The 17,805-nt window shown below is 49.3% G+C and carries 13 protein-coding genes; 9 read left to right on the top strand and 4 right to left on the bottom strand.

Going from position 1 to position 17,805, the window contains the following annotated elements; all coding sequences use genetic code 11:
• Nucleotides 1-2: 2 nt before the first annotated feature.
• Entirely contained in the window at nt 3-3,647 is a 3,645-nt protein-coding gene (locus G459_RS0104785; RefSeq protein ID WP_026966615.1) for an ABC transporter permease/M1 family aminopeptidase, read from the top strand.
• A gap of 393 nt (nt 3,648-4,040) precedes the next feature.
• The gene (locus tag G459_RS0104790) at nt 4,041-5,561 is read left to right on the top strand and encodes a S8 family peptidase (RefSeq protein WP_245588127.1); all 1,521 of its coding nucleotides are present in this window, start codon (nt 4,041-4,043) and stop codon (nt 5,559-5,561) included.
• A 254-nt stretch (nt 5,562-5,815) separates the two neighbouring features.
• On the opposite strand, the gene G459_RS0104795 is transcribed toward G459_RS0104790, so the two are convergent.
• The 3 genes from G459_RS0104795 to G459_RS0104805 form a co-directional block, all read right to left on the bottom strand.
• Nucleotides 5,816-6,025 carry a hypothetical protein gene (locus G459_RS0104795; protein ID WP_026966617.1) on the bottom strand — a complete coding sequence of 70 codons (210 nt, stop codon included), beginning with the start codon at nt 6,023-6,025 and terminating at the stop codon, nt 5,816-5,818.
• Nucleotides 6,026-6,046: 21 nt separating this feature from the next.
• Complete coding sequence (locus G459_RS0104800) at nt 6,047-6,583, bottom strand: hypothetical protein (RefSeq protein ID WP_035455183.1); 537 nt, start codon at nt 6,581-6,583, stop codon at nt 6,047-6,049.
• A 156-nt stretch (nt 6,584-6,739) separates the two neighbouring features.
• On the bottom strand, nt 6,740-7,618 hold the full coding sequence (locus G459_RS0104805; protein WP_026966619.1) for a helix-turn-helix domain-containing protein: 879 nt from the start codon (nt 7,616-7,618) through the stop codon (nt 6,740-6,742).
• A gap of 182 nt (nt 7,619-7,800) precedes the next feature.
• Here G459_RS0104805 and G459_RS0104810 point away from each other — a divergent pair, with 182 nt between their 5' ends.
• The 4 genes from G459_RS0104810 to G459_RS0104825 all read left to right on the top strand — a co-directional run bounded on the left by G459_RS0104810 (nt 7,801) and on the right by G459_RS0104825 (nt 12,749).
• Entirely contained in the window at nt 7,801-8,691 is an 891-nt protein-coding gene (locus tag G459_RS0104810) for a dihydrodipicolinate synthase family protein (protein WP_026966620.1), read from the top strand.
• A 77-nt stretch (nt 8,692-8,768) separates the two neighbouring features.
• Entirely contained in the window at nt 8,769-10,235 is a 1,467-nt protein-coding gene (locus G459_RS0104815; protein WP_281171884.1) for an aldehyde dehydrogenase (NADP(+)), read from the top strand.
• Nucleotides 10,236-10,417: 182 nt separating this feature from the next.
• Nucleotides 10,418-11,422 (top strand): 4-hydroxyproline epimerase, encoded by a 1,005-nt coding sequence (locus G459_RS0104820; RefSeq protein ID WP_026966622.1) that lies wholly within the window; start codon nt 10,418-10,420, stop codon nt 11,420-11,422.
• Between the two features lie 79 nt (nt 11,423-11,501).
• Nucleotides 11,502-12,749 carry an NAD(P)/FAD-dependent oxidoreductase gene (locus tag G459_RS0104825; RefSeq protein WP_026966623.1) on the top strand — a complete coding sequence of 416 codons (1,248 nt, stop codon included), beginning with the start codon at nt 11,502-11,504 and terminating at the stop codon, nt 12,747-12,749.
• Between the two features lie 73 nt (nt 12,750-12,822).
• On the opposite strand, the gene G459_RS0104830 is transcribed toward G459_RS0104825, so the two are convergent.
• The gene (locus G459_RS0104830; RefSeq protein WP_026966624.1) at nt 12,823-14,031 is read right to left on the bottom strand and encodes a polysaccharide pyruvyl transferase family protein; all 1,209 of its coding nucleotides are present in this window, start codon (nt 14,029-14,031) and stop codon (nt 12,823-12,825) included.
• Between the two features lie 206 nt (nt 14,032-14,237).
• On the opposite strand from G459_RS0104830, the gene G459_RS26860 reads away from it, so the two are divergent.
• From G459_RS26860 to G459_RS26865, 3 genes are read left to right on the top strand one after another with little or no spacing between them, the layout of a single operon-like run.
• Entirely contained in the window at nt 14,238-15,782 is a 1,545-nt protein-coding gene (locus G459_RS26860) for a lipopolysaccharide biosynthesis protein (protein WP_051315076.1), read from the top strand.
• A gap of 6 nt (nt 15,783-15,788) precedes the next feature.
• Nucleotides 15,789-16,721: a glycosyltransferase family 2 protein gene (locus G459_RS0104840; protein WP_026966625.1), complete on the top strand. Its 933-nt coding sequence runs from the start codon at nt 15,789-15,791 to the stop codon at nt 16,719-16,721.
• Nucleotides 16,718-17,797: a glycosyltransferase gene (locus tag G459_RS26865; protein ID WP_035455185.1), complete on the top strand. Its 1,080-nt coding sequence runs from the start codon at nt 16,718-16,720 to the stop codon at nt 17,795-17,797. Before G459_RS0104840 ends, G459_RS26865 begins: the two co-directional genes overlap by 4 nt.
• The last annotated feature ends 8 nt before the right edge of the window (nt 17,798-17,805 follow it).

The raw sequence follows: 17,805 nt of genomic DNA on the forward strand, positions 1-17,805 counted from the left end.
CCATGTTCAAAGACATCTTTCTCTTCGAGCTCAAATACCGATTTGGGCGACCGGCTACTTGGATTTATTTTCTTCTTCTGTTGGTCACAGCCGTGCTTTTGATCGGATTTGGCAATACGCCTGCCTCCGAAAAGGTCTTCCACAATTCCCCGTATGTGGTCGCTCAGCTGCTGGTGTTGATATCCATCTTTGGTATTCTCATCGCTTCTGCGATCATGGGCGTGCCGCTGTATCGGGATCTGGAGCACAAGACTGGCACCTTCCTCTTCAGCTACCCGATCACCAAATTCGCATACTTTCAGGGTAGATTTTGGGGTTCCTTTGTGACACTACTATTCATCTCTACGGGAGCCATCCTTGGTATCTGGCTGGGAAGCTTGCTCGGCCCCACGTTCGGGACAGATGCGGAGCGGTACGGGCCAAATCTGCTGATGAATTACCTCCAGCCCTGGTTCACTCTTTTGCTGCCAAATCTCTGGTTGGCGGGTTCGCTGTTCTTTGCGCTGATCGTCTTCACCCGAAACATCCGCTCGATCTATTCTGGTGGTATCGTCGTGTTCATCGTGTACCTGCTGGCGAATTTCCTTTCGCAGGATATCGAAAACAAGGACCTCGTCCAGCTGATCGATCCCTTCGGACTTAACACGCTCAATCTCCAGACACGCTACCTCACGCCTTACGAAAAGAACTCCTTTCTCCTTCCGCTGGAAGGAAATCTCCTGCTCAACCGCCTGCTGTGGTCGGGTCTTGGGCTGGTGTTTTTCATAGCCGCATACATGCGCTTTAGCTTTAGCTACTTCTTTCAGACTTCTCAGAAAAAGACCAAAACAAAGGCAGAAGCTACACCTGCTTTCATCAGCAAAAAGATCAGTGTGGTCTCAGATTTTTCCAAAAACTACCAATGGAACAGTCTAAAAACGCTCACGAAGATCGAGTTTCAGAACATCGGCAAGGACATCTATTTCCGCTCCATTCTCTTAGGCGGGCTGATCTTTCTGGTGTTGGACTTTTGGATAGGAAGCACGCTCTACAGCGTACCCAACTTCCCCTCGACGTCCTTCCTGATGGAGTACAAGACGTATGATTACAATCTATTCGTCTTCATCATCATCGTCTTTTTCACCGGGGAAAGCCTCCATCGCGACAAGGCCACCGGCTACTCGGTGATCAACGACACATTTCCGGTGAGAGACGGAGTCGTGATTGCCTCGAAGTTTCTCGGAATGGCCTTGATCTGTCTGATCCTGACTACCACTCCTATCTTGGTGGGCATCGTTGTGCAGACGCTCAAAGGGTATTTTGACTATGATTTGGACGTCTACCTGATCGACAGCTTTCTGATCTCATTCCCGGATTACCTGCAGATGGTTTTGCTGGTTTTCGCAGTGCATCTGTTGGTCAACAATAAGTTCGGCGGGCATGCCGCGGCCATCGGTATCTGGTTGGTGATGATTATTCTCCGGGATTTTGCTGACTACAACTTCAATTTGTTTTTCTTCAGCTACAAGCCCGGATACACTTGGAGCGACATGAATGGGCTGGGGCATTTTGCGAAGCCATTGATTTGGTTTAATATCTATTGGACCGCTTGGGGGATTTTTCTGGTGCTTTTCTTCAGCATCTTCTTCAGTCGCGGCACGGAAAACTCCTGGAAAAGCAGATGGATCACTGCCAAATCCCGACTTTCCAAACCTGTTCCGAGACTGTCGTTCGTTTTCCTTGCGATTGCTTTGCTTTCCGGAGGCTATATCTACCACACCGTGGTGTATGAGAATGACTACGTCACCTCGGAGGAGGGCACTAAGCAGCAAGTGGCCTACGAAAAGCAACTGAAAAAGTATGAGGGCATTCCTCAACCCAAATACACCAAAGTCAATATCCAGGCGGATCTGTATCCCATGGATCGGAACGCCTATTTCTTCGCAAGAGTCGAACTGGTCAACAAGACCGATTCGCCGATAGACTCCGTACACTTCAACTCTACTTCACTGAGCGATTTCAAAGTAGTTTTGGACGGTGACACACTCGCTCATCGGTTTCCCTTGGATCTTGAATCTCCAAAATTCCAGCTTTTTGGGAAGAAACCCGAGAAGGAATGGTATCAGATCACCGCGCTTCCGCAGACGATGATGCCGGGCGACACGCTCAACCTGACTATCGTCAGCAAGGTCGAAAACAAAGGCTTTCCTAACTCAGGATACGGCCGGGAACTGGTGTACAACGGAACGTTTTTCAGCGGAGGAATCCCCGAAATCGGCTACGATCCAAACCAAGAAATCACCTCCGACGAGGATCGTAAAAAATACGAGCTCCCGGAGAGACCCGAGGATCTTCCTCCCCATGACGACCCCAAAGGCAGGATGACCCTGCTATTCGCGGATGAAGCTGACTTTATTCAGTTTGAGGCAACAGTCAGTACGATCCCGTCGCAGATTGCGGTGGCGCCGGGCTACTTGCAGCGGGAGTGGGAGGAAGACGGCCGTCGGTACTTCCATTACATCCAGGACACGCCGATTCAGTCATTTTTTACCTTTGTGTCCGCAGAATATGAGGTATTGAAAGATCAAACAACCCTTCCGAGCGGGCAAAAGGTCGACATCGAGATCTTCCACGACGCAAAGCATGCGTACAACTTGGATCGATTCCTGGAATCATACAAAGATGGCTTGACCTACTTCTCGGAGACTTACGGAGACTTCCAGTTTAAGCAGATGCGATTGCTGGAGTTTCCCCGCTACGCAGGTTTTGCGCAGTCTTTCCCTAACACGGTTCCTTTCTCGGAAGACTTTGGCTGGGTGGCAAATTTCAGCGATCCCGATGCCTTTGACTATGTGTATTATGTGACCGCCCACGAGCTGGCGCATCAGTGGTGGGGACACCAGATCACTCCCAATGCGACACGTGGCGCCAACTTGATCTCGGAAGCCTTGGCCGAGTATTCCGCCCTGATCCTGACGGAAAGAAAGTATGGCAAAGACAACATGAAGCGGTTTCTGAAGGATGAACTGGATCGCTACCTGCGCGGAAGAGGCAATGAAGCCAAAAAAGAAAATACCTTCATCAACACCAACCGTTCGTATCAGTGGTACAATAAGGGAAGCTTGATTCTCTATGGATTGAGAGATCTGATCGGCCCCGAGGCGATTGATTCCGCGCTGTATTCCTTCAATCAGGAGTTTGGGCTGAAAGAAACCCCGCCCTTTCCCGGTAGCTCTGATCTCTATCGCCATCTGAAGGCTGTGACGCCGGACAGTCTCCAATATTACCTGGACGACACATGGAATAAACTGGCGCTATACGACAACAAAGCCGAAACAGCCGAAGCTAAAAAAATCTCAGAAGGAGAATATGAAATCACCCTGAAGATCAAGTCTCAAAAAATATATGCAGACGAGACCGGCCGTGAAACCAACGCCGAATATGAGGGGGATTACATCGATATCGGCGTGTTTGCAGCCGATGATACTGATGAAAATGGAAGAGCACGCACCAATCCACTTTACATCCAGAAGTACAAGATCAAGCCCGGCGAAACTACGCTGACATTCCGTGTGAAAGGCGAGCCTGCCAAAGCGGGCATCGATCCCTACAACAAGCTGATTGACCGGATTCCTGATGACAATACGATCAGTGTGGAAATCCCGTAACGTCAGAACGGCTATTGATCGAGTAAAATAAAAAAGGTCACCCATTTAGTTCAGGGTGACCTTTTTTGATAAATCCAACAGTTTACCTCTTCCTCCGCACTACGGCGAAGAGAATCAAGATAAATGCTGCCCCGTCGACCACCAATTCAAGTTCGCCGACATCAAGGTCGATGTCCAGCCCTATGAGATTATTTTATCAAATACAAACGGCCATTCGCATATTTTTCATTAAATTCTCTTCGATTAAAAAATTTAGAAAATCGCGGAACTTGATTGACCCATCCTCATCTGATATTGGATGATTTTTTAGCCAGTTCTTGCCTATTTGCTTCGCATAGTTTTTCAGTACCTAAACATTTATTTTGTTCCATTCTTCAACTAAACCCAAGTCCTATGCAAAAGTCCTTTTATCGTCCTTTTTTCCTGGGTGCCTTGATCGTCGGCATCAGTTATAGCTGTATCGAGCAGAAATTAGAGCCCAATGTCGCTCTCTCTGAAGCCGATGAGATCGCCTCCAAAAATGCTGAAAACATTAACGCAAGAATGCTCGGAGAAGACAGCCCCCAGTTTACCCTGGTAACAGGGCAATACATTATTATCTCCGCTTCTCATTCCCTTCCTTCGGGCTTGGAAGAAGCGGTGCTAAATGCAAATGGTAAAATCTCTGCATTGATGGCAGAGGTGGGAGTAGCCACAGCCAGCTCCGATGCTCCAGATTTTGCGACCAAAATGGCAAAAGTCCCCGGAGTCCAGTCTGTCATCCGGGATATCACGGGGATGTGGATCGAAACTCCAAAGACTTTTGAACTTGACGAAAGTCTCTTTCCTGAATCTTTCGACAATCCCAATACCAATACCCGCTTTCCACTTCAGTGGGGACATTTAGCTATTCATGCTCCGGAAGCTTGGGCTGCAGGCTACCAAGGTGAGGGAGTAACTGTGGCTGTGTTGGATGGTGGATTTCGACTTGACCACGCGGATCTGTCTGGGAACATTATCTATGCGAAGAGTTTTGTGCCTGGAGAGGGAGCACAATTTGTTGGAAATGGATTTAGCCATGGAAGCCATGTGGCAGGTACGGTGGCAGCCCTGGACAACAATATTGGGGTCGTCGGGGTAGCTCCCAAAGCAAAGCTGGCATTGATTAAAGTATTGAGTGATGCCGGAAGCGGGGAATTCTCCTGGCTTAACGAAGGTATTTTGGATGCCGTGGAACAGGATGTAGATGTGATCAATATGAGCTTGGGTGCATATCTTCCTCGAAATGGGAAGTTTTGGGATGACAACGGTACCCCAAATGATCCCTCGGATGATTTTATCGTCAATGAAACCAAGGCGATTCAGGAGTTAATCACTGTTTTGACCCGTGTAATCAACTATGCCAACCAAAAGGGAGTTACAGTAATTGCGGCCGCTGGTAATGATGGGGCCAATGGAAATAAAGATAAGTCCAACATCAATATACCTTCCGATATACCCAATGTACTTTCGATTTCCGCAACTGGACCAATGGGATGGGCTCTCAATCCTTCTACAGACTTGGATCGGTTTTCATCCTATTCTAACTACGGAACTCCAGCTGTCACTTTCGCGGCACCCGGAGGAGATTTTGCGCTACCTGGCAATGCCCCTTGTACTGTTTCGGGGGTAACAATCCCTTGTTGGGCCTTTGATATGGTGCTGAGTGTCGGCAATATCGGTTCTTATAACTGGTCTGCAGGCACAAGCATGGCGTCGCCTCATGCAGCTGGTGTAGCTGCTTTGATTATCGGCAAAAATGGAGGCTCGATGAGTCCCACGCAAGTTGCTGCAGCCATAAAAGCTTCTGCAGATGATTTGGGATCACCTGGAAGGGATCCTTTGTATGGGATGGGTAGAATAAATGCCGCCAAAGCGGTGGGAGTAAGTTACTGAAAATAGAAATTCATCAAGTTTTTACAGGAGGCTGTTTCCGATCTATTGGAAACAGCCGCTTTTATTTTCAGCCATTTAATTAGTTTTTTCCTTCATCCGATTTAACACCAATACCCAGATTACAACTAACAATTGGTGACAATTGAGCCAACAACGTTTTCACTTGCCTTAAATAGATCAAAAAAGACGGGCACAACACCAAAAAAAAGGTCGCCCTTCATATCAAGGCGACCTTTTTTGCATGCTCCGGTGACTTACCTCTTCCTTCGCACCACAGCGACGAGAATCAAGATAAACGCTGCCGCGCCAACGACCCAGACCCAAGGCTGCTCGTACCATTCTGGCTTACCGAGGTCAATGTCAATATCCAGACCTCCATCTTGCGCAAAGATCTGAAAGGAGATCAACAGGCCCAAAAGAGCCAAAATCGTAATTTTCGAGTACTTGTTTTCTAGATAGTTCATGGTAAAAAGTGGTTAGATGAATTATTTAAATCGAATATTGTAGGTCCACGCAATCCCTAAGCTCTGTACGTCGTTGAAGGGATCGGAGACTAAGATTTGGTTATAGTAGGCGAAGATGTTCCAGTTGTAATTGTGGTATCCGATCTGCGGACGGAAGTAGGCCCCGCCAGTCTCCCCGCCACCGGTTCCTGTGAAAAAGGAATATCCTAAGTCAGTCCCGACAAAGAACCCTTCCGGCTGTGGGTAATACCTAAGCATCACTCCCAACGGGATTACACCAAAATCATCAGATCCTAGTACATCTGATTTTTTGAAATAATGGGAATAGCCCGACGCGATTCCGAGACCGAAATTGTCGGTTCGCATAAACTGCCCCGCTACATCAAGGCCCAAGATAAAGGAGGAGAAATCCGCAGTGTTTCCGAGAGGAGCTGCAATATTCACACCTGCCTTCAGCCAGGAGTTATCTTCGTTGATATCTTCCAGGTCTCTTTCCGTTTGTGCATAGGTCACAATTCCTGTGAATAAAAATGCACCGATCAGCAATAGTCTTTTCATAGGTAGTTTGGTTTCCCTTATTAGTCCCAAACTAGGTGCCGTTACTCGGAAAACTCTGCTAAAAGCCCCCTTACGAGCCCTATTCATCGATTTCCAGGTTTTATAGCCCGAAATAATCAGGCCGTCAGATCCCTTTTTCGGGGAAATTTTTCCCCGTTATGACGCGCTTCTATCTATTTTCCGCCAAGAATTTGGGTTCACTCCCGTCACCGATTTGAAACTTCGATTGAAATAGGAGAGGTTTTCGAAGCCTACCTTAAAGGCGATTTCAGAGATTCCCAGATCGGTCTCCTGCAAAAGCTTTTGCGCCTCGCTGATTCGGAGCTGCAGGAGGTATCGGGTGAAGGTCATCCGGGTGCGCAGTTTGAAAAACCTGCAAAAGGCCTCTTTACTGAGGTTGGCTCGCTCAGCAGCCTCTTCCAAAGCAATCGGACGAAAGCGGTTTTCAAGCAAAAATTGCATCACCTGATTCATCCTCTTCCCATCCCGTTCCGATAGTCCCCGTAAAAGCGTCGGACGGTTGAGCGGAACGATGTCTTCTCCGGATTGATCCAGGATGGAAAGTAACTGAATAGCCAACTGGAAGCGACCTAAGCCGACACTCGGGGGAAAAACCTCAAATATCTCCAGGATCCTACGCTTGCTCTCTCCAAAAATCTGAAAGCACAAACCCGAAAACTCTTTGAATTTGCGCAGCGCCTCCAGTTCCTCCAAGTCACCGAGGGCCTTTCCAAAAGCAGCAAAATCAAAGAAAACAGTGTCTCCTGCCGAGGTCAGGGTGCCCAATTCTTCAAAATACTCCGGGTCACTCCGAAAGACGTGGGGGGCATTTTCCCCCAAAAAGAACACATCCCCGGCCTGAAACCGGCCGACATAGTCCCCGCTCAGAAACTGCCCCTTTCCCTCCAAGATCACCGTCAACTGCAGCTGCGGATGCTGGTGGAGTCTATCGTAAAAGTGCCGCCCACGATCCTGCTGATAGCGGACAAATTCCCGATGGGACTTCGGAATCTGAAAGGAAATGATCTTCGCCATACTCAGAAAGTGGTATCAAATTGAATTCAATATTAAATATCAATCAATTAATCGATCAATATAGTACCATAAACTACTAATCCTGTGAAAGAATTCCGAAATCTGAACCGCTACTTTTGAATTGAATTTCAAGAGGGGTTCAAGTCCCTTCCATCAATCGCAATCATCAAAACGAACATACTATGAATTGGAAAGGCGTATTTCCCGCAGTCACCACCAAATTTCACGCAGACGGAAGTCTGGACATGGACTTGTTTTTCAAAAACCTGGATTTCCAACTGGAATCCGGCGTGAACGGGATCATCCTTGGCGGAACGCTGGGTGAAAGCTCTGTTTTGTCCCAAGAAGAAAAGATCACACTCACTGGCGAAACTGTAAAATACATCAACGGGAGGGTTCCTGTAATCTTGAACATCGCCGAAGGAGCGACGCAGGACGCACTTTTCTGGGCTAAAAAAGCCGAAGAGCTGGGAGCTTCCGGCTTGATGATGTTGCCTCCGATGCGCTATGCGGCAGATGCGAGAGAAGTGGTGACCTACTTCAAGACCGTCGCCAACTCGACCAAGCTTCCGATCATGATCTATAACAATCCAATCGATTACAAGACTTTGGTGACGATCGACATGTTTGCGGAGCTGGCTGAATGTGAAAACATCCAGGCTATCAAAGAATCGACCCGAGACATCTCTAACGTGACTCGAATGATCAACCGTTTCGGTGACCGATATGCGCTGCTTTGTGGTGTGGACACCCTGGCGATGGAAGAGTTGCTGATGGGTGCCGTGGGTTGGGTAGCTGGGTTGGTTTGTGCTTTTCCCAAGGAAACTGTGACCATCTTCAACTTGGTGCAGGAAGGAAAGATCGAAGAGGCGAGAGAAATCTACCGTTGGTTTTTGCCTTTGCTGGAGTTGGATATCCATCCGAAACTGGTGCAATACATCAAGCTGGCCGAGCAGCACTGCGGCATCGGATCTGAGCATGTGCGTGCACCAAGATTGACCTTGATCGGAGAAGAACGAGAAAGAATCGAAGGAATCATTACCGAGGGCTTGGCAAAAAGACCGAAATTGTAAAATAGACTCAAGAAGCAAGATATTAGACACAAGACCTGTCGAGTAATGCTCTTTGGGGCCAATTTTCCAATTTTGCAATCTTACAATCTTACAATTCTATGAACTTCGACTCAATTTTCAGTGCCGCCCAAGAAGCCTTTCTTTTTTACAAAAACCTCCCTGGAAAAGAAAAAGGCGCGTTTCTAGAAACTCTGGCGGAAATCCTGGAGGCAAACAGAGCGGACATCGTCCCCTTGGCTGTCAAAGAATCTAATCTGCCTGAGGGACGAATCAACGGCGAATTGGGAAGGACAACCGGCCAGATCAAGCTTTTCGCCAACCTGGTCAAAGAAGGTTCTTGGGTCGAAGCGACCATAGATCCTGCCGATCCAACCCGCGCTCCACTGCCTAAAGCAGACATCCGTCGATTTCTGACTCCGCTGGGTCCAGTCGTGGTTTTTGGTGCAAGCAATTTTCCTTTGGCGTTTTCCACAGCCGGCGGTGACACCATCTCAGCTTTGGCGGCAGGCTGTCCGGTGATCTACAAAGCCCACCCAGCACATCCTGAAACCTCCAAAAAAATAGCAGACTGCATTCATCAGGCAATTCTGAAATGTAGCCTGCCGGCTGCGCTCTTCACGCACGTTGAGGGCGGGATCGCCGAAGGTCAGGCATTGGTGAAGCATCCTATCGCAAAAGCGGTGGCTTTTACCGGATCGCATGTGGGTGGCATGGCGCTTTTCGATCTCGCTAACAAACGCGACGAGCCGATTCCGGTTTACGCGGAAATGGGTTCGGTGAATCCGATTTTCACCTTTCCGAAAAAGCTGGAAAACGAGTTGGAGTCGATGGCAAAAGCCTTTATCGGGTCGCTGACCTTGGGAGTGGGACAATTTTGTACCAACCCCGGACTGATCTTCGTGCCGGAAAGCCAGGCAAAAGCCTTTGAAAGCGCCATCGCTGCCGAACTCAACGCAATTGCTTCTGCGCCGATGCTGCATCCAGGAATCGCCCAAGCCTATTACGATTCGATCCAATATTTGCAATCCCGAGAGGAACTTCGCTGGGTCAAAGTGGCGGATCCGAAGCACCTGATCAACGGAAGCACCGCTTTGGCGGAGATCAAAGCTTCCGATTGGCTTTCTGACGCCGTTTTCCAAAAAGAAGTCTTCGGTGCGTTTGCCATGATGGTGGTCTATCAAAACGAAGACGAGCTACTCGAAATCTCCAAAAAACTGCATGGCCAGCTGACCATCACCGTTTGGGCGGAGGCAGAGGAGCTGCAAAACCAGCTTTTCCTGCTTAATCTTCTCGAAGAAAAATGCGGCCGACTGCTATTCAAGGGCGTGCCGACAGGAGTGGAAGTCGGCTATGCAATGCAGCACGGCGGGCCTTACCCATCGACGACTGCGTCAAACAGCACCTCTGTCGGAGCCCATGCGATCAAGCGGTTTGCAAGACCGATTGCCTTCCAGGACATGCCGCAGGAATTGCTTCCTGATGCCCTGCGAGATGGAAATCCACTGGGAATCATGAGAATGATTAACGGAGTCCATACGAAGTAGTAGATGTGGATGTTTACGATTTACGAATTGCGATTTACGGGCAGATGAGACGACTTGATGCTAATACCAGAGTTTTGCTTACACCTTTCAACCTTAAAACTCTCGTGCAGAGCATATTGAAGCACACCACCTTCCATCTCAATATTCCAATCTTTCAATTTTAGAATTTTGCAATCCTAAAAATGCCCTCCCGCCATACCTTTAGCTGCATCGACGCCCATACCTGCGGCAATCCCGTCAGGGTTGTTTCCGGTGGAGTTCCTTTTCTGAAAGGAAACAACATGCTCGAAAAACGTCAATATTTCCTGGAAAATCTGGATTGGATTCGCACCGGACTCATGTTTGAGCCGCGTGGTCACGACATGATGTCTGGCTCGATGCTTTTCCCTCCACACGATCCGGAAAATGATTTCGCTGTCCTCTTTATCGAAACCTCGGGTTGCCTGCCGATGTGTGGACACGGTACGATCGGCACCATTACGATTGCCATCGAGGAAGGCTTGATTCATCCGAAAACACCCGGCTTTCTGAGAATGGAAGCACCAGCCGGTCTCGTACTGATTGAGTACAAGCAGGAGGGCAAAAAGGTCAAATCCGTCAAACTGACCAACGTAAAGAGTTTCTTGGCCGCGGAAAGTCTGGAAATCGAGATCGAAGAACTTGGCAAGCTCACCGTGGATGTCGCTTATGGCGGCAACTTCTACTGCATCGTCGATCCGCAGGAGAACTTCCCCGGAATCGAACATTTCAAAGCCGAACAGCTTATCTCCATGGCGCGAAATCTCCGCCAAAAGATGAACGAACGATACGACTTTGTCCATCCGGAACACGACAAGATCCGCGGACTTTCGCATGTCCTTTGGACAGGAAAAACGCTCGATCCGACCAGCACGGCACGAAATGCGGTATTCTACGGAGACAAGGCCATCGACCGCTCACCCTGCGGCACCGGTACGTCTGCGCGAATGGCGCAGTGGTTTGCCAAGGGCTGGCTGAGGCCGGGCGATGAGTTCGTCCACGAGAGCTTCATCGGCTCTAAGTTTACCGGGCGAATCGAGGAAGTCACCGAGATCGGGGGAAAACCGGCCATCATTCCGAGCATCGAAGGATGGGCCAAAGTGTACGGATACAATACCATCATCCTGGACGACGACGATCCGTATGTCCATGGATTTCAAGTGATTTGAGAGATAAGATGCAAGAGCCAAGAATCAAGAATTCTGGTTCCAGCGTCTAGGCTCTTGGTTCTAAGCTCTTGACTCTATTATGAAACCAACCCTCATCATCGGCGGCGGAATCGTCGGTTTGTTCACTGCTTATTTTCTGAACAAAGAAGGAATCGAAGTCACGGTTATCGACCGGACCGACCTTTCGGAAAATTGCTCCACAGGCAATGCCGGCATGATCGTGCCCAGCCACATTATTCCCTTGGCCGCTCCGGGTATGATCAGCAAGGGGATTTCCTGGATGTTTTCTTCCAAAAGCCCCTTCTACATCCATCCCCGCTTGGATATGAAGCTGGCCAAGTGGTGCCTTCTTTTCTTCAAAGCCGCCAATGAGGCTCAGGTCAATCGTGCGATTCCTTTCCTCAAAAACCTCAGCCTACTGAGCAAATTCCTCTATCTGGAGTTTAAAGAAGCGCATCCTGAGGCGGCTCTGGCACTTCAGGAGAAAGGCCTGATGATGGCGTATCAGACACAGGCTGTAGAAAAAGAAGAGGTTGAATTTGCTCATTTGGCGAGAAAGCACGGACTGGAAGCGGAAATCCTGACACCGGACGATCTCCGAAAAGTGGAACCCAATCTCGAACTGAAAGCCCGCGGAGCGGTACTTCTTCCCGGTGATGCGCACCTGGATCCCGGAGCTTTGTATGGCTTTTTGAACAAGTATCTGAAAGAAAAGGGCGTCAAATTTCTCTCCAACACGCAAGTGACAGACTTTGAAAAGACCGGCTCGAAAGTCTCCGCAGTCATCACAGACAAAGGAAAGATCGATGCTGAAAAGGTCATCCTTTGCGGTGGTTCCTGGTCTGGCGAACTCGCCCAGATGTTGGGTTTTTCACTTCCGATGATGGGTGGCAAAGGCTACTCGTTCCTCCAGGAAAACAAACCGGAGATCATGCAGGCCACGATCCTTACCGAACAAAAAGTCGCTGTCAGCCCTTACGGTGCACACATTCGATTTGGCGGCACGATGGAGATCGCCGGTACGAACCAATCGATCAACCGAAACCGGGTCAAAGGAATCTATGAAGCCATCAACCGCTACTATCCGGACTTTCAGGCGAAGTTTCCCGAAGAAGGAAAGATCTGGAAAGGGCTCCGACCTTGCTCCCCCGACGGATTGCCCTACATCGGTTTCGCGCCAAACTACACCAATGTCCTAGTCAACAGCGGACATTCGATGATGGGTGTCTCTTTGGCTCCGGCTTCTGGGAAAATCGTCGCCGAGCTTCATCAGCAAAAAGACACTTCCACTGAAATCGCAGGATTTGAAGTGGGTAGATATGCTTAAAAATTTTGGATTGGGTCAACTAAACGAAAGGCAGCGGGAAGTCCCGCTGTTTTTTTGTTTTCCCCCGCCAGGTTTATTCCTTCACCTCCGGTTTTGAGGTGATCGTCGCCACCATCAAGTCAAAGGCCTTACGGATCTCGGCAAACTGCCGGTCTCTGGATTCCTCCAGTTCTTCTTTGGCAACACCGGTCGCGGTCATAAATCGGTCAAACAAGCCGGAAAACTCCACCGCGTCCCGATTGCCCTCCACGCCCCAAGTCCCCAGATAGGCACTCAGCTTCTCCACCTTCAAGCCCACATGCGGCACCGCATAGCTCATCGCTGTGATGGCCCCATGGAGACTCGTCCCGATATAGCATTTCGAATTGGCGATCAGGTACATGATATCCCAGATCGTGTCCGCATCAAAATAGGTAAAGGGTGACTTCACCAACTTGCCCAGATGGTGTAGTGCTTCATGATCGTCATGATCCAGCGCTTTCCCGATCGGGCAAAAGCACAGCTCCGTATGTCCTTCTTCATGCACCCGGTCCAGCTCCGCAGCGATGGTCTTTTCATGGCCTCGGGTTGTTTTTTTGTTGATCTGGACAAAGGCATAAGCTCCCCGATGAGTCTCCACATAAGCTCGCACGTCCGCACTTACCTTGTCTTTCAGAGTTCCCAGAGGAAAAAACTCAGCCATCAAAATCGCGGAATCGGGAAAAAGATGAGCCTCCAATCCAGCGTTCAGGACATTTCGAAGAGTCACCTCGTCCCTGACGGCAAAATAGTCCGCGTGCTGCAACTTGGGTATAAGCTCCCGGTATTTCAAAAAGGTCGCGTCACTGAGTCCAGATCCCCCCAAAGAATTGAGAATAATGGATCTGATCCCGGGGAATCGCTTTTTACCCAACAGAAACGGAAGCCTAGTCTTACCTCCCAGAAACTTCCTCGTCAGTCCATTGAGATCAAGAATCTTGTTGATCCTTTTGTGACGATAGTTGATCTTCTGAAAAACCGGACTGAGCGCCGCATAGAGTGAATTCCAAGTCACCCCCAAGGCTTCGCCGCCGGCGATGATGACATGCACCGGGTGATCGGGATCACTGCATTGCCGGTAAAAGTCCTGAAGGCCCTGAGTCGGAATCCCGCCTTCGGGCCTCAGATCACTTTTGACCAAACCAAAAAACTGAAATCGGAAGTCAAGTCCGTAGGTCTGTAGCTGTTTTTCTAGAATGATCGGAAAAAGTAGATCGCCGTAGTTGTATCGGTCAAAGGCACCGATAATGAGTATGTCTTGCATTGGATTTTTAGGTTTGAGCTGCGGACTGATGACCCATCCGCAAAAATTGATTCAGAAAAGATGACTAAATTCCTTGCCAAGCCTGAAACCTGCCGGTCTTTTTTAGGACATTAAAACCACCGGACCAACGCAGACCGGAAAAAGACTTGGCTTTTGGCCGACTTTTGGAAAGGTGGCCAGTAGAAATTTCATCAAAAATATCTTAATTGAAAAGTCCATCTCCAGCAGCTAAACGCATTTTTTCCGGTTCGGTGTGGGGCATCGTCTCCAAAATTCTGGATGCAGGAGCCAAATTCATCACCATTCCTTTGCTGGTAGGATACTATGGCAAAGGCGATTACGGCCTGATTGCTTTGGCTTTTTCGCTCAACGCCTATCTGCGTCTGATGGATCTCGGAATGAACGTCGGCTCTGTCAGGTTCCTTTCCCAATGGGAAGCAAAAGGCGACTGGGATTCGATCAGCCGGGCCTCCAGGTCCGGGGTCATCTTCTATGGCGTCATCGGCTTGGTCAATACGCTGGTTTTCTTGTTTATGGCTTTCAACGGGGAGTATTTCTTCAAGCTTTCCCCAGACCAGATCCCCGTCTATCGCACGATGATGTTTATCCTTTCGGCCAGCACAGTCCCCAACTGGCTATCCAATGTCGTCGTGCAGCTGCTCAGCGCAAAAGACGAGCTTGGACACGTGAACCGGGCATTTCTGATCAGCAGCTTGGCCAATTTCGGTGTCGCGTTGATTGCAGTTCAGTTCAAATGGTCGCTTCCGGCTTACTTCCTCGGCTATACCTTGGCAACCCTTCTGCCTATTCCACTGAATATCTTTAGGTTGAAAGTATTCCCAATCAAGCTCTCCCAGCTCCTGCTTCCGAAGTGGGACTTGCCGATCTTCAAAGAGATCATCGGCTACAGCGCTGCGATCTTCCTGATGGGAATCTTCCAGCTGACTGCCAACGAGCTCCGACCAATCCTCTTGGCGAGATATGCCTCCAGCATCGATGTGCTCACAGATTACCGGGTGATCCAGACGATAGCGATGCTGGTGATTTCATTTGGAAGCATCTTTCTACAGGTGCTACTTCCTTCTGCGTCAAAGATCTACGCGGAGGGAAATCACGACAAGATCGAGCGGATGGTCTTGGAAGCGACCCGCTACATCTCGCTATTCCTCTGTTTTGTGGTCTTCATCCTGATCCTCAATTCCCACGATCTACTCGGTCTATACATGGGACCCGATTATCTCTACCTCGCTCCCTGGCTCAATCTCTGGCTGCTGACTGTCCTGCTCAACATGCACAATACACCGGTGGCGAGCCTGGTACTCTCTTCTGGCAAGACCAAGGCGCTGATCTTTTCCTCGGCGATCTCCTGCATCGTTTCACTTCCCATCACGGTGGTCCTCGCTCCCACGATGAATGTCGGCGCGGCGGTGTTGGGATATCTGGTGTACATGTCGATTCAGATTGGGTTTTTCTATGTGTATTACATTCCCAAGGTGCTTAAGCTCAGCAGCTGGAAAATCCTCGCCACCTCCTTCGTGCCAGCTTTAATGGTAGGGCTTTTGTCCTTTGGCGGAGCGTACGGATTGCAAAAGTGGCTCGGGTTGGGGAATTCGGAATGGGTCAAGATGATTCTGAACTCAGGCATATTTTCCCTGATATTTCTGGCTGTGGCCGGAGTATTTTTGATCAGACCGGGCGAAAAACAGCTCCTGAACGCCTATTTACAACGCTTTACAAGACGAGCCAACTAAACAAAGATGGTCAAGTTTTCTATCTGCATACCCGCTTTCAAAAGCAGCTTCCTCGAAGAGTGTATCTCCAGCATCCTTGCCCAAACGGTCGGAGACTTCGAGCTGATCATACTCAACGACTGCTCTCCTCAACCCGTTGACGAGGTAGTGAGAAAGTTTACAGATCCTCGGATCCGATATTTCACCAATGAAAAAAATGTCGGAGCCTACCACTTGGTCGACAACTGGAACAAATGCCTTTCGCTCGCAATTGGGGAATTTTTCCTCATAATGGGGGATGACGACCTCCTACACCCAGATTATCTTCGTGAGTTTTCTAAGTTGATCGAAAATTTTCCCGGCCTAAATGTCTACCACTGCCGCAGCAAAATAATCAACGATGCCGGAGAGACTGTCCGGTTGACTCCGGCACTTCCCGCGTTCGAGCACGTATTTGATTCCATCTGGCAGCGTCTCGAGCAACTCCGCTCCAACTACATCTCGGACTATGTCTATCGCATCGACTCGCTTCGCGCGCAGGGTGGATTTTTCAATCTTCCCCTAGCTTGGGGTTCGGACGATATCACGGCATTCATTGCCTCTCGGGATCTGGGGATTGCACATACCAACCGTCCGGTGTTTAAATACCGCAGTAACGCCCAGTCTATCACTTCCACCGGGAGCGATCTGATCAAGATGGAAGCAAATCTCGGCTATGCCGTTTGGCTGCGGGATTTTTTGAAAAACGAGCCCGCCGATGACACGGACCGGATCGCCAAGGATTACCTACAGACGCACTTTGCGCAGCTGATGCAAAAGCGAAAAGCCTATACCATGCTGCTGTCCATGAAGAGCAACAGCTGGGAAAAAGCGATGAATTGGTGGAAAAGCCGAAGACAGTTCGACCTGTCTAGCCAGGAAATTGCAACGACATTTTTAAAGAGTTTTCGAAAATCATGAGCCAGGCGGAAGCAGCTATCCCCATCATTTTTAACCCTCCGGACAATTCGGAAAATCAATACATCCACATTCTTGTGAAGGGAATCGAGGAAAAAGGATTCGTGGTGAATCCCTTGGACGACCTTTTCAAGAGCAGGGCTCATTTCCAATCCATCCGACTGGTTCATTTGAATTGGTTTGAGAATCTGGATGAAAGCTCGAAGGGTGCGATGTGGAAAAGTTTTTCCCGAAAAATCGTCGCACTGCTGGCCATCAAAGCGAGCGGAAAAAAGCTCGTCTGGACGATGCACAACCGCCTTTCCCACGAAAAGGGGTCCGGAAAGCTGAGTACCATTCTGGTGAAATTGCTTCTGAAAAGCGTCGATGCCGTCGTCATCCACTGCGCCGCCACGGAGACCTTTTTGAGAGAGATTTATCCGAAGTTTCGGAGCAAAATCCTGTTGATTCCCCACCCGCATTTCATCGACGTATACGGGAAAGCCCTTGAACTTCCCAAAAACCCACAAGAACCCCTGAAGCTTTTATTCATGGGGGCGGTGAAACCTTACAAAAATCTAGAACTCCTGATCCGGGTGTGCAGGGAATTTGGAGATGCTATTCAACTCACGATTGCGGGCAAGCCTGCGTCACAGGACTATGCAGAGGATCTCCGGAGGCTGGCATCCGGCGCAGACCAGATTGATCTACGCCTGGGTTTCGTGGAAGATCATCAAATCCCGGACTTCATCGGGGCATCTGATCTGCTGGTCTTGCCCTATGACCTGAGAAGCAGTCTCAATTCCGGGACGGTGATTTTGGCCTTCTCCTATGGCCGCACGGTGATCTGCCCGAGAATTGGCACCATTGATGAACTGGCTGCCGCGGATTCCGGAGTGTTTTCGTATACCTATGCATCCGAGTCCGAGCATGAGTCAAAGCTCCGCTACGCCATCGGGCACGTACTTGAACTGAAAAAAAACGACCCGCTTGCGCTTCTGCAGATGGGGAGGACCATGAGAGAGCACGTACAAAAAGCAAACGACCCCGTTGTCGCGACAGATGGCCTTAGCAAGCTGTATCGGGATCTTTTATCTTGATCTTTTTT

Source organism: Algoriphagus terrigena DSM 22685, assembly GCF_000429445.1.
Taxonomy (GTDB): Bacteria; Bacteroidota; Bacteroidia; order Cytophagales; family Cyclobacteriaceae; genus Algoriphagus; species Algoriphagus terrigena.

What these genes read in the sequence shown, in the direction of transcription:
- G459_RS0104795 (WP_026966617.1), bottom strand. Translation starts at nt 6,025, where the DNA reads ATGAACTATCTAGAAAACAAGTACTCGAAAATTACGATTTTGGCTCTT.
- G459_RS0104840 (WP_026966625.1), top strand. Translation starts at nt 15,789, where the DNA reads ATGGTCAAGTTTTCTATCTGCATACCCGCTTTCAAAAGCAGCTTCCTC.
- G459_RS26865 (WP_035455185.1), top strand. Translation starts at nt 16,718, where the DNA reads ATGAGCCAGGCGGAAGCAGCTATCCCCATCATTTTTAACCCTCCGGAC.
- G459_RS0104800 (WP_035455183.1), bottom strand. Translation starts at nt 6,583, where the DNA reads ATGAAAAGACTATTGCTGATCGGTGCATTTTTATTCACAGGAATTGTG.
- G459_RS0104830 (WP_026966624.1), bottom strand. Translation starts at nt 14,031, where the DNA reads ATGCAAGACATACTCATTATCGGTGCCTTTGACCGATACAACTACGGC.
- G459_RS0104805 (WP_026966619.1), bottom strand. Translation starts at nt 7,618, where the DNA reads ATGGCGAAGATCATTTCCTTTCAGATTCCGAAGTCCCATCGGGAATTT.
- G459_RS0104825 (WP_026966623.1), top strand. Translation starts at nt 11,502, where the DNA reads ATGAAACCAACCCTCATCATCGGCGGCGGAATCGTCGGTTTGTTCACT.
- G459_RS0104810 (WP_026966620.1), top strand. Translation starts at nt 7,801, where the DNA reads ATGAATTGGAAAGGCGTATTTCCCGCAGTCACCACCAAATTTCACGCA.
- G459_RS0104790 (WP_245588127.1), top strand. Translation starts at nt 4,041, where the DNA reads ATGCAAAAGTCCTTTTATCGTCCTTTTTTCCTGGGTGCCTTGATCGTC.
- G459_RS0104785 (WP_026966615.1), top strand. Translation starts at nt 3, where the DNA reads ATGTTCAAAGACATCTTTCTCTTCGAGCTCAAATACCGATTTGGGCGA.
- G459_RS0104820 (WP_026966622.1), top strand. Translation starts at nt 10,418, where the DNA reads ATGCCCTCCCGCCATACCTTTAGCTGCATCGACGCCCATACCTGCGGC.